Origin of the sequence: Oryzibacillus soli (assembly GCF_051594765.1) — a bacterium.
In the GTDB taxonomy this organism is placed as follows: domain Bacteria; phylum Bacillota; class Bacilli; order Paenibacillales; family NBRC-103111; genus Paenibacillus_AR.
The window spans coordinates 62397-84664 of sequence record NZ_JBPPGJ010000002.1; the positions used below are offsets into that span (position 1 = coordinate 62397).

Sequence of the window (22268 nt, forward strand, 5' to 3'; positions counted from 1 at the left end):
CCGCTATTCCTCCATCCAGCGGCGCAGAGCCAGCCGGAACCGGACCAGCTCCGCTTCCCGCTCCACCAGCAGCCGCTCCGCCTCTGCCGGAGCGATCTCCCGGAAGTGGAGCCGGTCCCCCGGACGGAGCTGTCCGACGAGCGGCAGGTCCACCGCCGCCACATGAGCGATGCGCGGGTAGCCGCCGGTGGTCCCGCAATCGGGCAGCAGCACGATGGGCTGCCCGTCCGGCGGCACCTGGACCGCGCCCGGAGCCACCGCTTCCGACAGCATGGAAGCGCCGTCCGGCAGCGCCAGCTGCGGGCCCGCCAAGCGGGCGCCCATGCGGTCGGCTTCGGGACGCACCGTATACGGGGCGTCCCAGAAGCCCTCCGCCGCATGGGGCCTGAAGCGCGCCGCCTCGGCGCCCCGCAGGGCCCGGATCACGGCAGGCTCCGCCGCCGACGGATCCGGGATCGCGGGGCACAGCCCGGGCGCCGCCGCGAAGGGCCCGCGGGCGGCCCGCAGCCCGCCGCTGCCCTGGCGGCGCAGCCGCATCATGAGCCGCTCCGCTGCCGGCGGGAGCGGCCCGGTCCAGAGCCGGTCGCCCGCGGCCAGCGGCCGGCCGGCAACCCCGCCCAGTCGGGCGCGGACATACGTGCTGCGGCTGCCCAGCACCGCCGGCACGTCCACTCCGCCCGCCAGCGCCAGAACCCCGCGGCAGCCGCGTACCGCACGCCGCACGGTGAGCACGGCGCCTGCAGGCGCATAGTACGGCCGCATCGGCTCCACCGCCTCGCCGTCCAGCTGTGCATCGTACAGGGCGCCGCACAGCGCAAATACCCCCTCCGCCCGGAATTCCAGCGTCGGCCCGGCCAGCGTCAGCTCCAGCGCCGCCGCCCCCTCCGGGTTGCCCACCAGCAGGTTGGCCACCCGGAGGGACACGGCATCGGCGGCTCCGCCGACAGGCACGCCGGCTCTCCGCCAGCCGGGCCGCCCCAGATCCTGCACGGTCGTCCATAAGCCCGGCGACCGGACCACAACTTCACCGCCGGCGTGCATGTCCGTTCCCTCCATTCGGTTCTCAATCATGTTCCGGCTTCTCCACCGGCACGAACCGGACCCGGTCGCCGGCACGGAGGAGACAGGGCTCCGGCCGATCCGGATCGAACAGCGGGGTCTCCGTCCGCCCGATGAGCCTCCAGCCACCCGGCACTCCCACCGGATATATGCCGGTATGCCCGCCGCCCACCGCCACGCTGCCTGCAGGAACCCGGATCCTCGGCGTATCCAGCCGGGGGACGGCAAGCTCCGGAGGTAATCCGCCGAGATAGGGAAAGCCCGGGACAAAGCCGATCATATACACGCGGTAAAGCACCGAGCTATGCAGCCGGACGTACTGCTCCTCCTTCAGGCCGCACCAAGCGGCCGCCCCTTCCAGATCCGGACCGTCCGCTCCTCCATAGCTTACCGGTATCTCCACCGTCCGATCCTCCGCAGCCGTACCGTCCTCCAACTGCTCCCACAGACCCCGGAGCAGCTGGCAGACCGCCTCCTGGAGGCTGCCGCATTCCCCGGCTCCGGCGATCCGGTCCAGCCCCCGGTACAGCTGCACCGGATCGTAATACACCGTGACCGTGTGATAGCCGGCCACGGCCTCCACGATGCCGGGGAAGCCCGCCGCTTCAACCGCATCCGCATATCGCCGGACCCGGCCGTTGACCTCGGGATCCTCCAGCTCGCCCACCCGCAGGGTGACGGCCCCTTCGCCCAGCGGCACCAGCCGGACCGTCCGCCCCCGCCATTCCATCCCGCTCATTGAACCGACCCTCCTCTGGCACGAAGCGGAGGGTCGGCGAGGCTTCCGCCCCGCTTCTCCTCCGCCCCGTTAAGTCAACTTCTTGCAGCACGCCCGCAGCCGTTAGGGCTTCGCGGCACGGTCCAGCCGCCGCTTGCAGTTCGCGCCATGTCTAGCTCCCCGATTATTCTTGGGGAGCGTAGCCCATCCGCTTCATCCATCTTGCGGCGAGATCCGTCCAGGTCACCGCCTCGGGATGGTCCAGAGCAAGTCCCAGTCCGTGACGTCCGGTCACGTACGAGTGCAGCTCGAACGGCACCTTGCTGCGACTTAAGGCTCCGGCGAACATCAGCGCGTTCTCCACCGGCACGGCGGGATCGTCCGAGGTATGCCAGATGAAGGCAGGAGGCGTGTCCGACGTGACCTGCAGCTCATTGGACAAGAGCTCGATCATCTCCGCAGCCGGCTCTTCGCCGATCAGGTTGGCGCGGGAGCCGTCGTGACGGAACTCGCCGAAGCTGATGACCGGGTAACAGAGGATCATGAAGTCCGGACGGCTGGAGTGCCGGTCGATGGGATCGGCTGCTTCCGGGTTGCCGGCATCGTAATGGGTGCCCGCCGTGGAAGCCAGATGGCCGCCTGCGGAGAAGCCCAGAATGCCCAGACGCTGCGGGTCTACGTTCCATTCCCCGGCCTTGTGACGCACATACCGGATCGCCCGTTGGGCGTCCCACCAGGGAGCCGGGTGCTTGTACGGCGCAACGCGGTAGCTGACCACGAACGCAGAGACGCCCAGCGTGTTGAGCCATTGGGCGATGGGCTCGCCCTCATGGGCCGCCCGGTGTGAATAGCCGCCGCCCGGAAGCACCACGACCGCCGGGACCGGCCCCGCTGTTCCCTCCACCAGATAAGGGGTGATCGCCGGACAGTCCTCCGCCCCGCTTCCTTGCGCCAACGGCGCGCCTTCAGGCCACAATTCCAAGGTCATGATCGTTTCCTCCCGCTGTTTTTCCCTATTATACCAAAAATGCATACGCGCCCACACCCACATTTACGGAACGGCACCGATAGCCCATTCCACATAAAGAGGACCGGCCTCTGCAGGTCCGGTCCGTCTTTTTTATCTTGCGCCGATCATGCCTCTTGCCTTCTGCTCCACACGGTTCAGCCACGAGACGTCCGGCTCGATCACCGGATGGGTCCATTGCTTCACGATCGGCTGCGCCAGCAGGATCGTGGCCGCGACGCCGAACAGAATCACCAGCAGCACGCCGAACCCGTTGTGCACGTGGCCGAGCACGCCCGATACGACGACGAACCGGACCACAAAGCCGTGCAGCAGGAACACATACAGCGTTCGTTTGCCCCAATCCGTCAGGATGGATTCAAACCGGGGTACCCAAGCCATCAAGGCCGCCGATGCGATGAATTCCACCGCATAGATGAACAGCCGGTACACGCCGGCATACCATTCCCCATGGCCCAGATCCGGATAAGCGACGCTGCCGTACAGCCAACGGGGGTTTATTTCCTGGGCGTTGATCAGGAGCAGTGCGAACAGTGCCACCGAAGCGGCGCCGGCGATGACGCGGCGGTACCCGGAGACAAGCTCCGCAAACTTGGTGTAATCGAAATAATAACCGATGACGAAGAACGGCATATACACCAGCGCCCTGGGCACGCTTAGGAAACCTCCGCCAAAGCCCGTATAGCCAATAAGCACCCCGGCCGCAAGGGTCAGGAGCACCGGATGCTTCACGTTGAAGTGCAGCAACATCAGCATGATGAGACGCCAGATGATATGTCCCATAAGAAACCAGCATAACAGATAAGGGAAGAAGAACGAGTGCCGGATGCCCTCCACCTGGAACAGGGATACGTCCATAGCCGAGTACAGCGTCTGGAAAATCAAGTACTGCAGCCCGATCGTCTGCAGCGTCTTCTTGCCGTGGCTGCCCGTTAGAGAATACCGGGCGAAGTAACCGGTGACGAATACGAACAGCGGCATATGGAACGTGAAGATCCACATATACAGTGTCTTGGCCGTCAGCTGGTCGCCGATCAGAGGTTCTACCATATTACCCAGAAAAACCGAGGTGATTAAGAGAAAGCGGAGGTTAATCATAAAGGTATCCCCGTGCTTCTCCATATTCGCCCTAAGCATCTTATTTCATCTCCGTCCGTGTGCGCTTGAACCGGAAGAAGTCCCGGCTGCTTTAGCTTCTCTCCACCATCAATATAACAACCGGATCCGGTCCGGTCGACGAGAGGGACTTTGTTGTCAAAAAGAGTTCACAGCATTTTGACCATATTTAAACAAATTTCACTTAAAAATGGTTCTTATAACGAGAGCGAATCAGACCTTATAACCAAACGAAGGAAACCCTTAAGGGGTTCGTGCGTATGAAAGAGTATCTTATCCTGAGGAGGAACAAGTATGCTGGTCACAACGACTGAGAGAATATCGGGGTATGAAGTAACGGAGGTGCTGGGGACGGCCTTCGGTGTGGTAGTCCGTGCGCGGGGTCTGGGCGGTGATATCATGGCTTCGCTGAAGGGATTGGTCGGCGGCGAAGTGAAGCAGTACACACAGATGATCGAGGATGCGCGGAAGCAGGCGATGGACCGGATGGTTCAGAACGCGAAGGCCATGGGGGCGGATGCCATCGTCATGTTCCGCTTCGACAGCGGGGACATCGGGAATAACATGAGCGAGATCGTCGCTTACGGAACCGCGGTCCGTACGGTACGGGGATGATCGGGGCTCTGTTCGCGTTCGGTTATTTGTTCTTCTGGTTGGCGGGAATCATAACGGTGCTGCTGCTGGGTTGGCTGGTCTACGATAAGCGGTATAAGCAAAAAGCCCCCGGCGAGGAAGGACGCCCCAAGAACGGGTTCCACCCCACTCCGGAGGCCTTCATCGATCCGAAGGACGGGCACAAGTACCGGGTCTACTACAATCCATATACCGGGGAACGGGATTATATCCGCGAATCCTGACCCGGACCTGAGAGAAGGGCCTTGCCTCTCCGCCTGGCGGATGGGCAAGGCCCTCTCGATTGCCGATTACCGGGTCTCTGCCGGCAGTACCGTCCGCCAATTCCGGTTCAGAGACGCCTCGACGGTGCCCCGCTCCAGAATATAGTTGGCCATCAGCTCCGATACGTCCGTCGGAATATCCTTCACCACGGGCTTGCCCTTGAACATGGGGTAATTGCCTCCGCCGCCCGCCCGGTAATTGTTCATGACTACGTCATAGCTTGCGTCCGGATGGAGAGGCTTCCCGTCTTGCGTCAGCTTCACCACCCGTTGTCCGACGGGGCGGGACAGATCGAACTCGTACTCGATCCCCTCCCACATATCGTAGTTGTAATGCTGGGGCTTCGGGTTGCTGAAGGCGGGGCTGACCCCCACCTCGCCGTTCTCCACATGGAAGTAGGACGCGTTGACCTCCAGGGCATCCCGGATGTCCTGGCCGCTGACACGAATGACCTTCAGGGTATTGGGATAGATGTAGTTGGATACGATGTCCCGCATGGTCACGTACTCGCCGAACCCTTTGGCGCTGTTATCGAATAGTGCCGTATTGGAGATCGGCGCCCCCGATGCCTCCATCTGCACCCGGTTGATGAATTCGATCATGGGGTGGTCGGACAATCGGGCCTGCATGGGGTCCGTTATCCGCATGTCACCCGTCGTCCGCCCGATAGGAGTGTCCAGCCAGCGCTGCGTCTCGGCCTCGCATGCGGCCGCCAGCTCCGCGATCCCCGGATCGGCCTCCGCACTCTCCGCGGCAATCCATTCTCCCCGCTTGGACGTGACGGTCCAGCGGCCGCTATCGGACCGGGACAGCTCCAGCGTCACTTTGCCCAGCAGCTTCCCCGCACTACCCGGCTGGATGACGGTGACCCCGTTGATTTCCGCCACCAGCTCCCGATGCTGATGCCCTGTCAGGAGCACGTCCACCCCTTCGACCTCCATACAGAGACGGTAACCCTGGTTCTCCCCCGTTTCGACTTCCGTCAGCTCTCCTGTCTCCGGATCCCGCTCCAGGCCTCCGTGGTAGGAGAGGACCACTACGTCCACATCCTGCTCCTCCCGAAGGATCCGTACCCAGCGGCGAGCCGTGTCCACCGCATCCAGGAAGTCCAGCTCCCGGATATGGGCTGGATTCTCCCAGTTCGGAATATACCAGGTGGTCAAGCCCAGGACGCCCACCTTCACTCCCGCAAGCTCCTTCACCAGATACGGCTGGCCGAAGAAGGGCTCCTGCGTCCCCTTGCGCACCAGGTTCGCCGACAGCCAGGGAAAGCTCGATTCCCGGATCGCCTTTTGCAGGAACGGCAGGCCGTAGTTGAATTCGTGGTTGCCGATGACCGCCGCGTCGTAGGACAGGGCGTTCAGACATTCGACCATGGGATTGGGGCTCATCTGCCCCATCCGGGCATGGTAATAGGCGAACGGGGTCCCTTGGATCAGATCCCCATTATCCACTAGCAGAAGCGGAAGTCCCTTGCTCCGTTCCTGGCGAATAAGGGAGGCAATCTTCGCTAACCCTAGTTCTGCTTTGGCATTATCTGCGTATCGAAGGGGCATGACCGCCCCGTGTAGATCGCTGGTTTCTAATAAGACAAGCTTGGTTGTGGCTGGCAATGGGAAAGACCTCCATCCGAATAAACAATTATTCTCAATATACGACATCTTGGAGGGTCAGGCAATTATCCACATGTATTAACAGAGGGGGCCAAATTTTTACACCGCGATTACACAAGACTAGTACCTTTGTCACGATTTTATGATATAGTAAATCTTGGAGTGTAAACTAACCTTACAGGAGGTAGTAGAGAACCATGCTCAAAAAAATGACAACGGTCAGTTTGTCCGTCCTGGTGACGGCAGGTATCATTGCCGCAGGCTGCGGCGATAAGAAGGAAGGCTCCTCGGCCAGCCCGGCTGCCAGCAGCGCCGCCACCACCGCCGCCAGCGCTTCCCCGTCCCCTGCAGCAGGAGGTTATGTTCCGAAGGAGCTGAAGGTGCAGTTCGTACCGTCCCAGGCGGCCGAGACCCTTCAAGCCAAAGCCAAGCCGCTGGAGAAGCTCTTGGGGGACAAGCTGGGCATTTCGGTCAGCGTAACGGTCTCCACCAACTATAACGTCATCGTGGAAGCTATGGCTTCCAAGCAAGTGGACGTCGGGTTCCTGCCTCCCAACGGCTATGTCGTGGCTCATGACACCAAAAAAGCCGCGGACCTGCTGCTCCAAGCCCAACGTTATGCCATCGACGATGCCACAGGCAAGGAAGTTCCCGGCAAGCTCGTTGATTTCTACAAAGCTCAGTTCGTCGTGAAGAAGGATTCCCCGATCAAGGCCTTCGCCGACCTGAAGGGCAAGAAGGTGGCCTGGCAGGACGTAACCTCCTCCGCCGGCTACATCTACCCGTCCCTGGAGCTGAAGAAAGCTGGAATCGACGCTGAGAAGGACGTGACCGGAACCATCGTGAAGGGCCATGACAAAGGCGTACTGGCCGTACTGAACGGTGAAGTCGACGCCGCCGCCACCTTCCAGGACGCCCGGAACAACGTCATCAAGGACGTTCCGGACGTATTCGAGAAGACCCGCGTCATCCTGACCACCGCCGAAATTCCGAACGACACCATCTCCGTCCGCAGCGACATGGACCCGGCGTTCCGCGAGAAGCTGGCTCAAGCGTTCATCGATATCGGCAAGGATCCGGAAGGCTCCAAGATCATCTATGATGTATACTCCCACCGCGGCTACGTGAAGTCCGACGACAGCAAGTTCAACGTCGTACGCGACGCGAACAAAGCTCTGGAAGGCAAGAAATAAGAATCGGTTGAACATAACGAAGGAGCCAAGCGGCCTGATCCCGCTTGGCTCCTTTATTTGGGTTAGGCCTTCATCCCCCCCTCGACACACCGAATTACCGGGCCAGGGCGTGGCAGCTGTCTGACAATAAGATGGAATATTGTTACAATGCATGATACTATATACTTTCCACTAGAAATGAATGCGGTTTCATGGAATCATAATATGCTTATAATGAAGGGGGAATCGCTTTAATATGAATGAACAAAGTGCAAAAAACAAGATCGCTTGGGAATACCGGGCATACGAATTTTGGACGAAACGACATGGTTCACCTATGGAAAAAGCAAAACAAATAATGGATAATCCCCGAGATCAGCTAAAAAAACATCGGCAATATTTTGATCATGTTGCAGGAAAAAAGATTGCAAATCTTTGTGGTTCAAATGGAAGGAAAGCCGTCCCACTGGCACTGTTAGGCGCAGATGTAACCGTATTTGATATATCGGACGAAAATAAAAAGTACGCCCTAGAACTCGCGGACGCTGCCCATGTATCCATTCATTATGTTGTGACTGATATTTATGATATCGATTTGGAAATGTATGGCGGACAGTTTGACATGTTATACCTGGAAGGTGGAATCCTGCACTACTTCAATGACATTGAACGATTCATGTCTATTCTCTATTCCTTGCTTAAAGATAATGGGGTCATGGTTCTAAGTGACTTCCATCCCTTAAGAAGGTGTATCGTTTCTAACTCTAAAGTCGAATATCAAGTCCAACAAAGTTACTTTGACGACGAATTACATCTTGGGGATGTAGCATATAAGCATTATTTCGATGAGCATGAACAACAAGACTTTCCGGATGTTTCAATTAGACTGTATACCCTAAGCGAGATCATGAATTCGGTTATTGCATCTGGCTTCAAGTTAATGAAGTTTGATGAACATCGCGGCTGGAAGAATGAAAACATACCTTGGGAATTTACTATCTTGGCGAATAAACAAAAATAGATGCAAGCCGGCGTCAAAAAAAAGAGGGTGTCCCAACTGTGGGGACACCCTTTTTTCGCGTCTTGCCTTAGACAAGCCGCTTGCGGATGAAGCCGGAGATCAGATCGATGATGGTGACGGTCAAGATGATGCCCAGCAGAATGATGCCCACGCGAGGCCAATTCCGGGCATCCAGCGAGAAGATGAGCGCCTGGCCGATGCCGCCTGCGCCGACGATCCCGAGCAGGGTGGCGGAGCGCACGTTGATCTCGAAGCGGTACAGCGCGAAGGACATGAATTCCGGCAGCACCTGCGGAATGACGGCATACCACAAGGTCTGCAGCTTGTTGGCGCCGCATGCCTTAAGTGCCTCGCTCGGGCCCATGTCCAGATTCTCGATAGCCTCCGAGTAGAGCTTGGCCAGCATCCCGATGGAGTGAAGACCCAGAGCCAGTACCCCGGGGAACGACCCCGGCCCGACCGCCTTGATGAACATGATGGCCATGATCAGCTCCGGGAAGGTCCGGATGAAGCTCAGGACGAACTTGCCCGCCCCGTTGGCCGGACGATTGCGGACGATGTTGCGGGCCGCCCAGAAACCAAAGGGAATACACAGAATGGCGGAGATAAAGGTTCCGAGGGCGGCGATGGCCACTGTGTCCAGAAGGCCGCGGAGCAGGTCCTCTCCCTCCGGATCATAGACAAAGCCCCAGTCCGGATGGATGAGCCCCTTCAGGATGGCTTTGGTGACACGGCCCGCGTTCTCCGAGATGCCGTGGAAGTTGATTCCTGTAATCGACCAGGCATACAGGGCGACCAGGAAGACGGTGATCAGCCAGAAACGGATACTCAAGTAAAAGGGTTTGGGCTTCGCAATTGGTCTCATAGCAGCTTCTCCCGGATTTTCGTACTGACATAGTCAATGATCAAGACGACCGCCAAGGTCAGGATGACGACCGAGGATGCACGGTCGTAGCGGAATTGGTCCAGCGATCGGGTCAGGTACAGGCCGATGCCCCCTGCTCCGACCAGGCCGAGTACGGCCGCCGCGCGGACGTTGACCTCGAAGGTATAGAGAATATAAGCCGTCACCGTGGCCAGCACCTGGGGGATGACGCCGAAGGCGATCCACTGAAGCTTGTTGGCGCCTACGGCGGTCATGGCCTCCAGCGGACCCGGATCGATGGCCTCGATGGATTCATATGCAAGCTTGGTGATCAGGCCGAAGGAAAACACGGCCAATGCGAGCACCCCCGCCGTCGCGCCAAGGCCGAAGATGGCGGCGAACACGGCGGCCAGCAGCAGGTCGGGGATCGTGCGCACCAGGTTCAGGATGAAGCGGGCCGGCCCATTCAGGTACGGGGTGCGGGTGACGTTCCGCGCTGCCAGCAAGGCCAGCGGAATGGCGAAGATTGCCCCCAGCGTCGTACCCAGCACGGCCATCTGGACGGTCTCCATCATCGGATCCCAGATCTTCTCGAAGTAGCTCCAATCCGGCGGCAGCATATCGGCAAGCAGCTTGCCCATTTCGGGTGCCCCCCGGATAAGCTGCGGAATGGAGGCATCCGTCCGGACAGCGCTGCCGCCCAGGAGGACGAGTAAGAGAACAATGGTCAAATAAAGCTTAAGACGGGACGGTTTCTCCGGATAAGACGGTTTGGCCGGCGCACTCATGCCTCCACCGCCCCCAAGAGCTCGTCCTTCTTGATGGGACGGCCGTAGATTTCGGAGAAGACCTCGTCGGTGGCTTCGGACACGGGGCCGTCGAACACGACGGCTCCGGCGCGGAGGCCGATGATCCGGGTGGCGTATTGACGCGCCAGATCCACGAAGTGAAGGTTCACCACGGTGGTGATGCCAAGCTCCTGGTTGATCCGCTTCAGATCGTCCATAACCTGCTGAGTGGTCAGCGGGTCCAAGGAAGCGACGGGCTCATCCGCCAGAATGACCTTCGGCTCCTGGGCCAAAGCCCGGGCGATGGAGACCCGCTGCTGCTGTCCTCCGGACAGCTGATCCGCCCGCACGTAGGCCTTCTCCCGGATGTTCACCCGCTCGAGAGCGTCGAAGGCCAGGTCTACATCCCGCTTGGGGAACAGCCCCAGGATGCTGCGAAGGGTCGAATGGTAACCCACCCGCCCGGACAAGACGTTGCGGATCACCGAGGAGCGCTTCACCAGATTGAAGCTCTGGAAGATCATCCCGATATCCCTCCGGATCCGCAGAAGCTCGCTTCCTTTGGCCTTGGTGATGGACTTGCCGTCGATTAGAATCTCGCCCTCCGTGATCTCGTGCAGGCGGTTGATGGAGCGCAACAGCGTGGATTTGCCCGCGCCGGACAAGCCTACGATGACCACGAACTCTCCCTTGTTGATCTTCAGATGAATATGGTCGAGACCGACGGTCCCGTTGGGGTATACCTTGGATACCTGCTTGAATTCAATCATGTCGCGTACCTGCTTTCTCCAAAGTCTGAAGTATATCTTGAATCAAGGATGACGTCCTTAGGACGCCGGCCCTCCTCTCCCCTGCCTAGATAGGCAGAAAGACAGGCCAATGTTTGTAATTCGTCACATTTAGTCCAAAATCCTCTTATGTGATGAAATTTTACATCAGGTTAACAAAACCAGGCCCTTCAACCCTTATATGCGACTGAAGTCCCGGAAAATTGTGGCGAGATACACATTCTTTCTGTCTCTCCTTACACAGAAACTTGTCGGATGGAATGGGATAATAGTTCCATACAAATAAGATCTCTAATATAAGAACGGGTGACGGATCAAGATGAGATTATTACCTACCAAAGCCTGCAGCCCCGGCATGAAGCTGGGCAAGGCCGTGTACAACGAAGAGGGGCAAATCCTGCTGGGCGCCCGGGTCGAGCTGAGCGGACACTTGCTTAACCGCCTTTATCAGCTGGGCTTCGATTACTTATATGTGGAGGATGCCCGGACGGAGGACGTGGCGGTGCCCGATCCGATCTCCCAGGAGACCCGGACAGCGGCACTGTCCGTCATCAGCTCGTCCTACAGTACCTTTTCCCAGGACCTGGGGTTCATATCCCTGCACGAGCATGCACAGGCAACCAAAGCTCTGTCGGACGTTGTCGGAGTCATCTTGGACGAGCTGCGGGAGGCAGGCGCCTGTGAAACCGTGAGCCTGCTGAATTTTAATGTGCTGAAGCCGAACGATTGGAACAAGTACTCGACGCAGAATGCGCTGAACTGCTGCCTTTACGCCTCGCTAATGGGTATGATGAGCGGTCTGAAGGATGACAAGCTGAAGGAGCTGGCCATGGGAGCCATACTCCACGACATCGGCAATTCCCGGATACCCTTCCGCCTGCTCCGCAAAGCCGATAAGTTGACCGGCACCGAATACAAGCTGATCCAGAAGCACACGGAGCTGGGCTATGACCTGCTGAAGAACGATTCCAACGTGCCTCCGGGCGCCGCCCTGTGCGTGCTGCAGCATCATGAACGGGTGGACGGGACCGGCTATCCCTTCGGACTGACTGGCGACCAGATCCATCCCGCCGCCAAGTGGGTGAGCTTGATCGACGCCTACGACGCCATGACCAACCCCCGCTCCTACCGTTCCTCCCTCCTGCCCCACCACGCTCTGGAGGTTCTCTTCGCCGGCGCAGGCAGCCAGTTCGATCTGTCCCTGGTGGAGGCCTTCCGCAATCGGGTAGCCATCTATCCCCCGGGTGTGCCGGTTCGGCTGAATACGGGAGAACGGGGGGTCGTGGTGGGGATCAACCGCGCCATCATCCAACGCCCCGTCGTCCGGGTGCTGCAGAATGAACGGGGGGAAGAGCTTCGCGAGCCCTATGAGGTCGACCTGGCCAAGAGGCTCTCGGTCATGATTGACTGCATCGCGAGCGAGACGGCCTAGCTCCCATGGATTTTCGCAGCAAAACCGCGCCAACAGGCAGGAAATGTAAGCCCATACGTCGAAGTAACCTCCTTACGCAAGTGAAAACGTATGGGCAAAGTGGGTAGATCGACGGATGAAAAATGACATTATCTCCATATTACGCTCCGTTCCCGTCTTCGAGCAGCTGTCGGAGGAGGAGCTGGCCACCATGTCCCCGCTGTTCCTGGAGCGCCGCTACAAGAAGGGAGCCATTCTCTTCTTCGAGGATGACAAGGGGGACGAATTCTACATCATCAAGTCCGGACTGGTGAAGGTCTACCGGATGGACGAGCAGAAGGAAATCACCCTCTCGCTCTTCCGGGGCGGAGACTTCTTCGGTGACATGGCGCTCTTGAGCCCGGAATCCCGGCGTTCCGCCACGGCGGAGACGCTGGAGCCGACGGTGCTGTACAGCCTGTCCCGCTACGAATTCCGGAGGTATCTGGAGCAGTCCCCGACCCTGGCCATCAAGATGCTGGAAATCATCGCAGTCCGCCTCCGCAAAACCAACGAGCTGATCCAGGACCTGACGCTCTTGGACGTGCGCCGCCGGGTCTACAAGATGCTGCTGCGTCTGGCCGGCGAATACGGGGTGAAGGAGCCCATCGGCACCGTCATTCACGTGAAGCTGACGCACCAGCAGCTGGCCGGGATGGTGGGTACCGTCCGGGAGTCGGTCACCAAGATCCTTCTGGAGCTTCAGGACGAGAATCTGCTGACCTTCCAGAACCGGCACATCGTGCTGATCAATCCCGACAAATTGTCGGACAAGCTCTAAATTCCTGATGCTAAACCTCCTTCACCCGATGTACAATGGGGACATCTGGTTGAAGGAGGTTTTTATTCATCATGATAGGAAGAGAATACGGAATATTGGCCCATGACGTCGGACAGCTGCCGCTGGCCGAGCTTCCACGCCGGATTGCAGAGAAAGGCTTCCGCTATGTGCAGCTGGCTTTGGCCAAAGCTATAACGGACGTGGATACAAGTCTGGGCAAGCTGAGCCCCGGACTGGGCAACCGGATCGCGGAGGAGTTCGAACGAAGCGGTGTCCGGATTCCAGTGCTTGGCTGCTACATCGATATGGTGAATCCCGATGAGGACGCACGCCGGTACGGTGTGGAGCGGTTCAAAGAGCATCTCCGCATGGCCCGTCACTTCGGCGCTGCACTGGTAGATACGGAGACGGGCTTCGTCTCGGCCAAGTACAACAAGGAGCAGGCGTGGGAGCTGATGCGGCGCACCGTAGAGGAGCTTCTCGAGGAAGCAGAGAAATTCGGCGTCTTCGTGGGCATCGAGCCCTGCAACGGCCAGATCGTCTCCACGGCGGAGGAGTGGCAGCGTCTGTCGGAGGAGCTGCCCTCCCGCAATCTGGGGGCGGTGCTGGACCCGTGCAACATCCTGAACGACGGGAATTTTGATCGCCAGGATGCAATCATTCGCGACGCCTTCGAACGCCTCGGCGACCGGATCGTGCTGGGCCATGCCAAGGACGTAGGCTGGGGAGCGGACGGCAAGCTCCTGCAGCTCGGCGCAGGCCAGGGGGCGCTGAACTATCCTCTGTTCCTGGAGCTCTTGAACAAGCACAAGCCCTTCGTCCACGTCACCATGGAGAACCTGAAGCCCGCCGAGATGGTGGAGGCGCTCCGCTTCATGAAGAGCATGGCCTGATTGCCAGGAGGGCAGGGGCCGGCTTAGCCTTTTCCCAGGAACCGGTCCAACCGTTTCTTCTGCCGAAGATGATGGGCCATGTGCATGACGAGATGATGATACCATTCCTTCGCGTTGATGAAACCGAAGTACGGATGCCTGATCTTGCTGTACGGTGAAGCCGATGAGACGAGAGGAAGCGTCTCCTCCATTCTCCTCTGAAGGACGTCCATCTTCCGGAGCAGCTCCTCCTTGCTCGCGGGAGGCCTGGCGGTGCCTTCGGCGGATGGAGGCACCTTCGCCTTCACCGGCGGGATGCTCCCCAGAAAGTAGACCAGCCGCCCGACGGCGGTCTTCTGGGCTGTGCGGTTCTCCGGCTCCCGCAAGCAGGCGTGCAGCGAATCAAGCTGCAGGTATCCCGTTTCAATGACGTGCTCGTACATCTCCCCCAGCGACCAGGAGGCGGCGGATGGCTTGCGGTTGAATTCCTCCCAAGTATAACGTTCCATTTCCTTCCGGTAATGCCGGGCGAGGTCTTGGAAGCGGGTCCATATTCTTTCTGGGTGCATCGCGGGATCTCCTTATCATTCGTCTTGGGCTTCTTGGAGCTTGTTGGAGCTTGTTCAGCAATAAACCGATTATACAACGCAATCCTTCCCTTCGCATGGGCGTTGGCGGGATGGATTCCGGACTTGCGAATGACGTGCCGGCTGTATCGGGGAATAAAGGTCCGCTGGTCCCCCCATATTAGTATGGAATGGGACCTAGAACAAGAAGATGAGGAAGTGTGAAGGATGGGTAGGAGGAGAATGGCTGCCGTCATTGCCGCATCGGTGGCGTTGACCGCCGTGCTGGCTGCCTGCAGCAGCCCCGAAGATCTAAAGAAGAAATCTGCCGGCAATCCCTCCCCCGAAGGGACGGAAGCGGCCTCCTCCGTAGAAGCTTTATACAAAAGAAACTGCTATTCCTGTCATATGGCGGGAGACAAGCTGGCGAAGCGGGTCGCTCCCAAGTATTCGCGGGAACAGCTGCTCGGGATCGTGACGAACGGACGCAACGGCATGCCCGCCTTCAAGGGGAAGCTGAAGGAAGAGGAACTGAATGCCTTGGCCGATTGGCTATCGTCGGCCAACAAATAAAGGGATTCTTCCCGTCACAACGAAGCAAGCCGCGGATCTCCGCGGCTTGCTTCGTTTTCTGGACCCTTGCCCCCGCCTTCAAGACGCCGTCGTCCGCCTGCGGAAATCCTCGATCTTCCGGGCATAGACGCCGGCCAGCGCCTCCGCCTGCGAGGCGGTTCCGGCATCCGCCACCACCCGGAACACGGGCTCGTCGCTGTCCGGCAATATCAAGGTCCACCCTTCCTCGTGGTAGACCTTGATCCCGTCGATCAGCTCCACCCGGGCGTCCCGGGTCTCCTCCATGAGGAAGCGCATCACCTTGCCCTTGTCCTGCCAAGGGCAGTCCACCTTGCGCTTCGACAGGGCGAAGCTGGGCACGAGCGAGGTGAGACGGGACAGCCCGCAGCCTTCTCTGGCCCGAAACTCCATTAGACGCACCAGCATGTAGATACCGTCGAACCGGATATGGAAGCCCTCGCGCTCGCAGCCCTTCATGACGGATCGGACATCGGCCTTCGTCCGGATGACCTCCCGGTTATAGGCTTCGCCCAGCCGTTCCACAATGCCCGGCAGGTGGACCGGCACGTATACCGCTCCATCCTGCTCCTGGAGCTGCAGTAGAATCTGGAGCACCCCGAGCAGCTCCTCATCCACAGGGGTTCCCTTCTCGTCGATAAGATCCTTCAGCTGCCCGTTGGTGTCCAGCGAGACTCCGAGGTCGGCCCCCGTCAGCTGCACGATCCGGGCCAGGGACTCCCGGCTCCCTTCCGGATCCGCAATCTGTACCACCCGGCAGCCCAGCGACTCCAGGAGCTCGGGGATGACTCCCCGGTGGCTCCGGTAGCCGCACCGGATGACGACCGTGCAGCCCATGGAGCGGATCGCCTCCGCATCGACCATCCCCAAGAGATGCTCCCGGTACAGCAGATTCACGTCCGGTGCGGCCGTCCTGCAGCCGGTCTGCTCCGGTCGCACCCGCCGGCTCTCCTCCTGCATATAGGCCTGCTCCACCTTCCGAGCCAGACCGCCCTCCAGGAGCAGTCCGTTGCCGTCCAGAAGCTCGAACAGGTACATATCGCTCTCCCCCGCCCAAGCCCGGACCTGAATACCGGCAGAATACTCCCCTGAGTACACGGCATGGCGGGTTACGGCCGAGGTGGCTGCACCGAAATCGTGGGTGTACATGCCGGAGGCATGAAGTCCTGCCCCCAGCGCGTCAGCCAGCATGGCCGCATACGGCGAGCCGTCATGACCGATGCCTACGGTCCGGCCCGGCACCAGAATCATGCTGAAAGCCTGGGCCAGCTTCGCGGCGAATCCCACCGTGATCTCCCCGTGGCAGCTGCCCCTTACGCCCCAATGGCCGAACAAGGACCGTCGTCCCGTCTCTCCCCAAATCAGGGACTGATTCAACTGGCAGCTTTGGTCCACCGTTTTGCCGGGCCATATTTTGGCTCCATCCCGGATGATGCTTTTGCCGCCGATTCTGCTGTTGTCGCCTACGACCGCTCCTTCCTCCACCAGAGCCCCCGCCCCGACGACAGACTGCCTGCCCAGCACCGCTCCCTTCGCTTCGGCGTGAGCCTCCAGCACGGTCTGGCCCCAGAGCACCGACCGCTCCACGATGGCTTCCCGCATCAGCATGCTGCCGGCGCCAATCACCGAATACGCTCCGATCCGCACACCATCGTCCAGCACGCAATCCCGCCCGACGAACGCAGGACCGCTCAGCACGGCGCTCCGTCCCGCCTGTACGCCTTCCCCGACCCACACCTTCGGCGCGACCTCCCGTCCCCGGATGGCCACCTTGACTTTTCCGTCCAGCATATCGATCTGCGTCTGCCTGTATTGGGCCAGATTGCCGATATCCGACCAGTAGCCCTCCGCCCGGTAGCCGTACATGGGCCGGTCCATCATCAAGAGCATGGGGAACAGCTCCTTGCTGAAGTCGAACTCCATCCCCCGGTCGAAGCAGCGGAGCACCTCGGGCTCCAGAATGTAGATCCCCGTATTGACCGTATCGCTGAATACCTCACCCCAGCCCGGCTTCTCCAGAAACCGCACCACCCGGTCCTTCGGGTCGGTCATCACCACCCCGAACTCCAGCGGAACATCAACACGGGCCAGCACTAAAGTGGCGGTCGCACGCTTGGTCTTATGGAAGCGGACCGCCGCTCCCAGATCGTAATCCGTCAAGGCGTCTCCGCTTAGGACCAGGAACGTTTCGTCCAGGAATTCCTCCGCATTCTTCACGCTGCCGGCCGTCCCGAGAGGCGCTTCCTCCTCAAAATAATGCAGACGGACTCCGAATTCGCTTCCGTCTCCGAAATACCGCCGAATGACCTCCGGCAAATGCTGGACCGTCACGGCAATCTCGGTAATGCCATGGCGCTTCAAGAGCTCGATGGCGTACTCCATGACGGGTTTGTCAAGCAGCGGCACCATGGGTTTCGGGACATTGCACGTCAACGGCCTAAGGCGGGTCCCCTTGCCACCGGCCATGATGACAGCTTTCATACAGCTCTCCTCCTCCTTACGGCTAAGTCCGCATTTCTTGCCCGGATCAGTCGCCGGCAGTCCGGTAGCGCTATGTATCCCGACTTCACTCCTTCCGGTCCGGCCGTTCCTTCCTGCAACAGATGTACCGTTTCGTCGGATGATCCGCCCATTCCCTAACGGGTTCATAATAGTTTATGCGGCCCCGGGCGGCGCATGTCGATTTGGGTCATGCTCCTACAAAAAATAACCCTGCCGGCTCACCCGGCAGGGTCCTTCCATCGGACGGTTCAGAAGCCGCCGACGGCATCCATATCCATCTCGTCCAGCGCTTCCTTCGCCAGAATGTACATGGCGCTGCTCCAACCGAGCGGCGTGTTCGGATTCGGCACGTCAGTGCCGCTATAATACAGCTCCGGCAGCACGCCCGGCTTCACCATCACGTCCTCCGTCCATTCCAGATATTGGCGGGCCCGGTTCTCATTGCCCAGCTCCAGGTGACACAGGGCCAGCCAGGGCAGACCGAAGGTCCACTCCGCCTCCGTGCCGATATAGCGCTCCCGGGGCAGACCGCGGCCGAACTGCTCCTCCAGCGTGCTGTAGTAGCTGTCTCCCTCATAACGAATGACACCCCGGGACCGCAGCAGGCGGGATTCCACACGCTGGACGATTCGCCGGCCCTCCTCCCCCGTATGGATACGGTACGGATAGATCAAGCTCAGTTGAGCCAAATCCGAAGACTTGTCGCGGCTTTCCCTGGGGAACAAGTCCTTAAGGGATCGGCGGCCCCGCTCGATGAGCTCCTCCGGCACCCGCGCCAGCCCCAGCCTCTTGAGCTTCTCTAGACCGGCTACGCAGGCTCCCACGGAGGAGGCGTGCACCTCCCGCCATTCCTCCCACATCCCGTTGTCGGGATCCTGCCAATATTCTACATTCGCCAGATAATCGACCAGCTTCTGCAGGATCTCCCGGTCTTTCCGGTCCCGGAGCATCCGCTTCCGCTGCTCGGTTCCTGCCCCGATGCCGAACAGAAAGGCTCCGATCATATCGTGCTGCACATGGCCCCATTCCACCTCGTGGATCTCCCTGACATCCTCCGCCGTATAGCGGGCGTGCAGATATTCCCATTCCGCCTGCGGCCTCTGACGGCACGCAATATCCAGCTTCCATTCGTATTCCTTGAATAAGTCCAGCAATCTATGGTAGGTGCGTTCGAATTTGACGCTGCGTTTGTTGAGATACGGCAAGGACATATAGACGCTGTCACGAATCCAGACGTAGCGATAATGTTCCGAGGGGCTCGCCACGTACAGCCCATGGTGTTTGCGCAGACGGTCCAACACTTCGTAGCTCTCCAGCAACATATCGTTTCCTCCCTTGTTCGCGCCCAGTTTAGAACCGTTACAGGATGATAACGGTTACTATATTATGTGCAGCATTTGTCGGATATGTCCCTTTTTTGGGCGATTGCCCACATGCTGTCGAAGGGGCTGGGGAACGTGGAGGAGCCGTAAACGCAGCAAACCCCCGATAAGGTCTGCAGCAGGCGCTGCCGGCCCTTCTCAGGGGTTATTGGGGTATGGTACACGGTTTTTTTGTCAAATGACCGCCTCGTCTGTGCCGTAGTCCGATTGGCTGTTCCATTCGGCCATCAGGGTCCGCACCCGTTTTTTCTGGTTGCTTTCCCATTCCCGAACCGGGTCGGTCACAACCCGAACGTTGGATTCCGTCTCCCGGATATCGTCCCATAAGCATTCCACTCCGCTGCCTCCCGCGTCACCGTTCAACATCCGGCACCCGCTGCAATACTGCTCCCGGTGCGCCTCGTCAAACGTGACGATCCGGTTGCGGAGACAGCAATAGATGTGACCGTTTCCGTCCGGAATATTGATATGATTGATCATCGGCATCCTCCTCCTTAGCCAAAACTCGTCTTGCGATTGCGGATACCGATCATTATATGCGAGAATATTTAAGAATGTGCTCGATTGCTGTCCCAATGTACCGAAGAAAAAACGGGAGGGTTCGACGATGTGCGGTCGTTTCAGCATTACGGTGACCATCGAGGAGCTGATGGAGCGGTTCCTGCTCGAGCATTACCCCGATGATATTATATACACCCCCCGGTATAATGCCGCCCCGGGCCAGCCGGTTCCGGCCATCCTCGCCCACGAGGGGGTGAACCGGCTGGGACCGCTGAAGTGGGGGCTCGTTCCCTCCTGGTCCAAGGAGGAGAAGCCCCGCTTCCCCACCTTCAACGCTAAGGCGGAGACGCTCCTGGAGAAGGCCTCCTTCCGGCTGCCCTTCGAGCGCAAGCGCTGCCTCATTCCGGCGGACGGCTTCTACGAATGGCAGGCCTTGCCAGACGGGAACAAACGCCCCATGCGGATCGTGCTGAAGAAGCGCGGACTGTTCGCTATGGCCGGGCTGTACGACACCTGGACCGCGCCGGACGGACGCAAGGTGTCCAGCTGTACCGTCATCACAACGGAGCCCAACCAGCTGATGTCCGGCATCCACAACCGGATGCCGGTGATTTTACGGCCGGAGGATGAAGCGTTCTGGCTGGACCGCAGCCGCTTCGACCCGGAGCGCCTGCAGCGCCTGCTCGTGCCGTATGCGGACGGGGAGCTGGAAGCCTATCCGGTCCACCCCGACGTCGGCAGCGTGAAGAACGATTGGCCCGGGCTGATCGAGCCCTATTCGGCGGACGGCATCGCCTGAGCAAGGGGCCGTGCGGCGGGGCCGGCGAGGACGGGCCGATTGGCTGATGGAGCTCGACTCCCGTCTCCCGTACCTTCGGATCAGACATACGGCAAAAACCCCCGATGCTGAAGCTCGGGGGTTTTTGCCGTTATGGCTGTCAATCCAACGGCTGGTACTCGAAGTAGTCGAAGTCCGCATAGCTGCCGCTAGCTTCTCCGTTGCCGCTGGCATACATGCCCAGAATGGCAGCCGTGAAGCCGCCGGCTACGTCGGTGGACAAGAGGGTGCCGTCCGCCTGCTCGAAGAGCGGGATCCAGGCCTCCGGCTCCACCGCATAGTAGAAGCCGTAGCTTTGGCCGATCGCCTCCACCTTCAGATACAACCGGCGTTGGCGGCCGGGCTCGACCGCATGCTCCGCAAGCACCGTATCCACGGCGGCCCGGCGTTCCGTCAGGCGGAGCACCTGCACTCCGTCCCGCAGGGTCAGCTCGAAGCGGTAATGGAAGTCCGTGCTCTGCAGCAGCACGAGGCCCGCCGTTTCCCGCTCCGACTGCGGAGTGAAATCCAGGGCGGTCCGCGCGGCGAACGCCATGTGCTCCTGCCGCCGCCCGACGAAGGCCGGGTTGGCGGTGTCTGCCAAGGATTCTGGCTTCAGCCGGAGCCGTAGATGGCCCGGACGCTCCGTTAACGACCAGAATTCGCCCCTCGGCGTCCGGATGAACAGCCACTGGTGGCCGAGCCGCTCCGAGTCGAAGTGCTCGCAGGCCGGCAAGGACGGGAAACGGTGCTCCGGCAGATTGGGACGCCTCTCGAGGAGCTCCACCTTCCCGACTCCCGGATTCACCACCGGCCAGCCCTCCTCCCAGGCCACCGGCACCAGGAAGGTTTCCCGGCCCAGATTCCGGTAAGGTCCGCCGTAAGGCCGCGAGCCGAGACACACCATCCACCACTCGCCGTTCTGAGTCTCCACCAGATCCGCATGCCCTACGTTGGTGATGGGGTGGCGATGTCCCAGGTGGCGGTGGGTCAGGATCGGATTCATTTTGCAGCCCTCGTAGGGACCGGTGATGCTCTCGCTCCGGGCGATGGTGACGGAGTGGGTATGGCCCGTTCCTCCCTCGGCTATCAGGAGATAATACCAGCCGTCGATCTTGTACAGATGCGGCCCTTCCTGCGCATGGATGAACTTCATCGCGCCATCCCACAGACTGAACTTCGGCCCCGTGAGCCGCTGCTCCTTCAGGTCCAGCTCCTGCATCCAGATCTCCATATGCTTCGGATACTGCTGTCCGGCCGGCGGCTGGCGGTTGGCCATGACGTAGCATTTGCCGTCGTCGAAGAAGAGCGAGGAATCGATGCCCGGGGCTTCGGGCAGCCAGACCGGATCAGACCAGGGGCCGGCCGGATCGGCTGCTGTGACGTAGAAATTGCGCCGGGCTCCCGTCACACTCTCGACGAAGGTCGTGATCATGTAGAAGGTTCCTTCATGGTACCGGATGGTGGCGGCATAGATTCCCTTGGAGCATGGAGTACCGTCCAGATCCAGCTGGGAGGGCCGGTCCAGTACATTGCCGATCTGTCTCCAATACACCAGATCCTTGCTGTGATAGATCGGCACGCCCGGAAAATACTCGAACGTGGATGTCACCAGATAATAATCGTCTCCCACGCGGCAGACGGATGGGTCGGCATTGAAGCCGGGAATGACGGGATTTCGGAACAAAGTGGTTTCGCCGGGGGAAGTCCCCTGGGGTCGGTTGTGCACGGGTTCGGTTCAT

At 59.8% G+C, this 22268-nt stretch carries 21 protein-coding genes and 1 pseudogene; 9 read left to right on the plus strand and 13 right to left on the minus strand.

From position 1 onward, the window contains the following. Positions 1 to 3: 3 nt before the first annotated feature. From ACSEXW_RS02255 to ACSEXW_RS02270, 4 genes are all read right to left on the minus strand, one after another. The gene (locus tag ACSEXW_RS02255; protein WP_438444472.1) at positions 4 to 1071 is read right to left on the minus strand and encodes a 5-oxoprolinase subunit C family protein; all 1068 of its coding nucleotides are present in this window, start codon (positions 1069 to 1071) and stop codon (positions 4 to 6) included. Further along, the gene (gene pxpB, locus ACSEXW_RS02260) at positions 1064 to 1798 is read right to left on the minus strand and encodes a 5-oxoprolinase subunit PxpB (RefSeq protein WP_438444473.1); all 735 of its coding nucleotides are present in this window, start codon (positions 1796 to 1798) and stop codon (positions 1064 to 1066) included. Before pxpB ends, ACSEXW_RS02255 begins: the two co-directional genes overlap by 8 nt. Positions 1799 to 1961: 163 nt before the next feature. Further along, positions 1962 to 2765 carry an alpha/beta hydrolase gene (locus tag ACSEXW_RS02265; RefSeq protein ID WP_438444474.1) on the minus strand — a complete coding sequence of 268 codons (804 nt, stop codon included), beginning with the start codon at positions 2763 to 2765 and terminating at the stop codon, positions 1962 to 1964. A gap of 132 nt (positions 2766 to 2897) precedes the next feature. Beyond that, positions 2898 to 3941, minus strand: coding sequence for an acyltransferase family protein (locus ACSEXW_RS02270; RefSeq protein ID WP_438444475.1), 1044 nt, complete (start codon positions 3939 to 3941; stop codon positions 2898 to 2900). A 273-nt stretch (positions 3942 to 4214) separates the two neighbouring features. On the opposite strand from ACSEXW_RS02270, the gene ACSEXW_RS02275 reads away from it, so the two are divergent. Both ACSEXW_RS02275 and ACSEXW_RS02280 read left to right on the plus strand, forming a co-directional pair. Then, positions 4215 to 4535 carry a YbjQ family protein gene (locus ACSEXW_RS02275; protein WP_438444476.1) on the plus strand — a complete coding sequence of 107 codons (321 nt, stop codon included), beginning with the start codon at positions 4215 to 4217 and terminating at the stop codon, positions 4533 to 4535. Further along, positions 4532 to 4777: an HD family phosphohydrolase gene (locus ACSEXW_RS02280; protein ID WP_438444477.1), complete on the plus strand. Its 246-nt coding sequence runs from the start codon at positions 4532 to 4534 to the stop codon at positions 4775 to 4777. Before ACSEXW_RS02275 ends, ACSEXW_RS02280 begins: the two co-directional genes overlap by 4 nt. A gap of 66 nt (positions 4778 to 4843) precedes the next feature. On the opposite strand, the gene ACSEXW_RS02285 is transcribed toward ACSEXW_RS02280, so the two are convergent. Then, complete coding sequence (locus tag ACSEXW_RS02285) at positions 4844 to 6430, minus strand: bifunctional metallophosphatase/5'-nucleotidase (RefSeq protein WP_438444478.1); 1587 nt, start codon at positions 6428 to 6430, stop codon at positions 4844 to 4846. A gap of 197 nt (positions 6431 to 6627) precedes the next feature. Here ACSEXW_RS02285 and ACSEXW_RS02290 point away from each other — a divergent pair, with 197 nt between their 5' ends. Next, positions 6628 to 7623 (plus strand): phosphate/phosphite/phosphonate ABC transporter substrate-binding protein, encoded by a 996-nt coding sequence (locus ACSEXW_RS02290; protein ID WP_438444479.1) that lies wholly within the window; start codon positions 6628 to 6630, stop codon positions 7621 to 7623. Between the two features lie 235 nt (positions 7624 to 7858). Next, positions 7859 to 8623: a class I SAM-dependent methyltransferase gene (locus tag ACSEXW_RS02295; protein ID WP_438444480.1), complete on the plus strand. Its 765-nt coding sequence runs from the start codon at positions 7859 to 7861 to the stop codon at positions 8621 to 8623. A gap of 67 nt (positions 8624 to 8690) precedes the next feature. On the opposite strand, the gene phnE (ACSEXW_RS02300) is transcribed toward ACSEXW_RS02295, so the two are convergent. From phnE (ACSEXW_RS02300) to phnC, 3 genes are read right to left on the minus strand one after another with little or no spacing between them, the layout of a single operon-like run. Beyond that, positions 8691 to 9488 carry a phosphonate ABC transporter, permease protein PhnE gene (phnE, locus tag ACSEXW_RS02300; RefSeq protein ID WP_438444481.1) on the minus strand — a complete coding sequence of 266 codons (798 nt, stop codon included), beginning with the start codon at positions 9486 to 9488 and terminating at the stop codon, positions 8691 to 8693. After that, the gene (gene phnE / locus ACSEXW_RS02305; protein ID WP_438444482.1) at positions 9485 to 10276 is read right to left on the minus strand and encodes a phosphonate ABC transporter, permease protein PhnE; all 792 of its coding nucleotides are present in this window, start codon (positions 10274 to 10276) and stop codon (positions 9485 to 9487) included. The genes phnE (ACSEXW_RS02300) and phnE (ACSEXW_RS02305) overlap by 4 nt, the downstream gene beginning before the upstream one ends. Then, positions 10273 to 11046, minus strand: a complete 774-nt coding sequence (phnC, locus tag ACSEXW_RS02310; RefSeq protein WP_438444483.1) for a phosphonate ABC transporter ATP-binding protein — start codon at positions 11044 to 11046, stop codon at positions 10273 to 10275. Before phnC ends, phnE (ACSEXW_RS02305) begins: the two co-directional genes overlap by 4 nt. 337 nt (positions 11047 to 11383) lie before the next feature. Between phnC and ACSEXW_RS02315 the strand changes: the two genes are divergently transcribed. From ACSEXW_RS02315 to ACSEXW_RS02325, 3 genes are all read left to right on the plus strand, one after another. Continuing rightward, the gene (locus tag ACSEXW_RS02315; RefSeq protein WP_438444484.1) at positions 11384 to 12496 is read left to right on the plus strand and encodes an HD-GYP domain-containing protein; all 1113 of its coding nucleotides are present in this window, start codon (positions 11384 to 11386) and stop codon (positions 12494 to 12496) included. Between the two features lie 115 nt (positions 12497 to 12611). Next, on the plus strand, positions 12612 to 13295 hold the full coding sequence (locus tag ACSEXW_RS02320) for a Crp/Fnr family transcriptional regulator (protein ID WP_438444485.1): 684 nt from the start codon (positions 12612 to 12614) through the stop codon (positions 13293 to 13295). Positions 13296 to 13366: 71 nt separating this feature from the next. Further along, positions 13367 to 14188: a sugar phosphate isomerase/epimerase family protein gene (locus tag ACSEXW_RS02325; protein ID WP_438444486.1), complete on the plus strand. Its 822-nt coding sequence runs from the start codon at positions 13367 to 13369 to the stop codon at positions 14186 to 14188. 23 nt (positions 14189 to 14211) lie between these two features. On the opposite strand, the gene ACSEXW_RS02330 is transcribed toward ACSEXW_RS02325, so the two are convergent. Then, the gene (locus ACSEXW_RS02330) at positions 14212 to 14736 is read right to left on the minus strand and encodes a DinB family protein (protein WP_438444487.1); all 525 of its coding nucleotides are present in this window, start codon (positions 14734 to 14736) and stop codon (positions 14212 to 14214) included. Between the two features lie 225 nt (positions 14737 to 14961). On the opposite strand from ACSEXW_RS02330, the gene ACSEXW_RS02335 reads away from it, so the two are divergent. Next, on the plus strand, positions 14962 to 15306 hold the full coding sequence (locus ACSEXW_RS02335) for a c-type cytochrome (RefSeq protein WP_438444488.1): 345 nt from the start codon (positions 14962 to 14964) through the stop codon (positions 15304 to 15306). 78 nt (positions 15307 to 15384) lie between these two features. Here the strand turns inward: ACSEXW_RS02335 and ACSEXW_RS02340 are convergent, their stop codons facing one another. The 3 genes and pseudogenes from ACSEXW_RS02340 to ACSEXW_RS02350 all read right to left on the minus strand — a co-directional run bounded on the left by ACSEXW_RS02340 (position 15385) and on the right by ACSEXW_RS02350 (position 19688). After that, positions 15385 to 17805, minus strand: coding sequence for a sugar phosphate nucleotidyltransferase (locus ACSEXW_RS02340; RefSeq protein ID WP_438444489.1), 2421 nt, complete (start codon positions 17803 to 17805; stop codon positions 15385 to 15387). Between the two features lie 830 nt (positions 17806 to 18635). Next, positions 18636 to 19148: pseudogene (locus ACSEXW_RS02345) on the minus strand (glycoside hydrolase family 15 protein); the annotation flags it as partial. A 234-nt stretch (positions 19149 to 19382) separates the two neighbouring features. Continuing rightward, entirely contained in the window at positions 19383 to 19688 is a 306-nt protein-coding gene (locus tag ACSEXW_RS02350) for a hypothetical protein (RefSeq protein ID WP_438444490.1), read from the minus strand. A 127-nt stretch (positions 19689 to 19815) separates the two neighbouring features. On the opposite strand from ACSEXW_RS02350, the gene ACSEXW_RS02355 reads away from it, so the two are divergent. After that, on the plus strand, positions 19816 to 20508 hold the full coding sequence (locus ACSEXW_RS02355; RefSeq protein ID WP_438444491.1) for an SOS response-associated peptidase: 693 nt from the start codon (positions 19816 to 19818) through the stop codon (positions 20506 to 20508). Between the two features lie 139 nt (positions 20509 to 20647). Here ACSEXW_RS02355 and ACSEXW_RS02360 read toward each other — a convergent pair whose 3' ends face one another. Beyond that, on the minus strand, positions 20648 to 22255 hold the full coding sequence (locus ACSEXW_RS02360) for a glycoside hydrolase family 43 protein (protein WP_438444492.1): 1608 nt from the start codon (positions 22253 to 22255) through the stop codon (positions 20648 to 20650). Positions 22256 to 22268: the final 13 nt, after the last annotated feature.

What these genes read in the sequence shown, in the direction of transcription:
- ACSEXW_RS02255 (WP_438444472.1), bottom strand. Translation starts at nt 1,071, where the DNA reads ATGATTGAGAACCGAATGGAGGGAACGGACATGCACGCCGGCGGTGAA.
- pxpB (WP_438444473.1), bottom strand. Translation starts at nt 1,798, where the DNA reads ATGAGCGGGATGGAATGGCGGGGGCGGACGGTCCGGCTGGTGCCGCTG.
- ACSEXW_RS02265 (WP_438444474.1), bottom strand. Translation starts at nt 2,765, where the DNA reads ATGACCTTGGAATTGTGGCCTGAAGGCGCGCCGTTGGCGCAAGGAAGC.
- ACSEXW_RS02270 (WP_438444475.1), bottom strand. Translation starts at nt 3,941, where the DNA reads ATGCTTAGGGCGAATATGGAGAAGCACGGGGATACCTTTATGATTAAC.
- ACSEXW_RS02275 (WP_438444476.1), top strand. Translation starts at nt 4,215, where the DNA reads ATGCTGGTCACAACGACTGAGAGAATATCGGGGTATGAAGTAACGGAG.
- ACSEXW_RS02280 (WP_438444477.1), top strand. Translation starts at nt 4,532, where the DNA reads ATGATCGGGGCTCTGTTCGCGTTCGGTTATTTGTTCTTCTGGTTGGCG.
- ACSEXW_RS02290 (WP_438444479.1), top strand. Translation starts at nt 6,628, where the DNA reads ATGCTCAAAAAAATGACAACGGTCAGTTTGTCCGTCCTGGTGACGGCA.
- ACSEXW_RS02295 (WP_438444480.1), top strand. Translation starts at nt 7,859, where the DNA reads ATGAATGAACAAAGTGCAAAAAACAAGATCGCTTGGGAATACCGGGCA.
- phnE (WP_438444481.1), bottom strand. Translation starts at nt 9,488, where the DNA reads ATGAGACCAATTGCGAAGCCCAAACCCTTTTACTTGAGTATCCGTTTC.
- phnE (WP_438444482.1), bottom strand. Translation starts at nt 10,276, where the DNA reads ATGAGTGCGCCGGCCAAACCGTCTTATCCGGAGAAACCGTCCCGTCTT.
- phnC (WP_438444483.1), bottom strand. Translation starts at nt 11,046, where the DNA reads ATGATTGAATTCAAGCAGGTATCCAAGGTATACCCCAACGGGACCGTC.
- ACSEXW_RS02315 (WP_438444484.1), top strand. Translation starts at nt 11,384, where the DNA reads ATGAGATTATTACCTACCAAAGCCTGCAGCCCCGGCATGAAGCTGGGC.
- ACSEXW_RS02320 (WP_438444485.1), top strand. Translation starts at nt 12,612, where the DNA reads ATGAAAAATGACATTATCTCCATATTACGCTCCGTTCCCGTCTTCGAG.
- ACSEXW_RS02325 (WP_438444486.1), top strand. Translation starts at nt 13,367, where the DNA reads ATGATAGGAAGAGAATACGGAATATTGGCCCATGACGTCGGACAGCTG.
- ACSEXW_RS02330 (WP_438444487.1), bottom strand. Translation starts at nt 14,736, where the DNA reads ATGCACCCAGAAAGAATATGGACCCGCTTCCAAGACCTCGCCCGGCAT.
- ACSEXW_RS02335 (WP_438444488.1), top strand. Translation starts at nt 14,962, where the DNA reads ATGGGTAGGAGGAGAATGGCTGCCGTCATTGCCGCATCGGTGGCGTTG.
- ACSEXW_RS02340 (WP_438444489.1), bottom strand. Translation starts at nt 17,805, where the DNA reads ATGAAAGCTGTCATCATGGCCGGTGGCAAGGGGACCCGCCTTAGGCCG.
- ACSEXW_RS02350 (WP_438444490.1), bottom strand. Translation starts at nt 19,688, where the DNA reads ATGATCAATCATATCAATATTCCGGACGGAAACGGTCACATCTATTGC.
- ACSEXW_RS02355 (WP_438444491.1), top strand. Translation starts at nt 19,816, where the DNA reads ATGTGCGGTCGTTTCAGCATTACGGTGACCATCGAGGAGCTGATGGAG.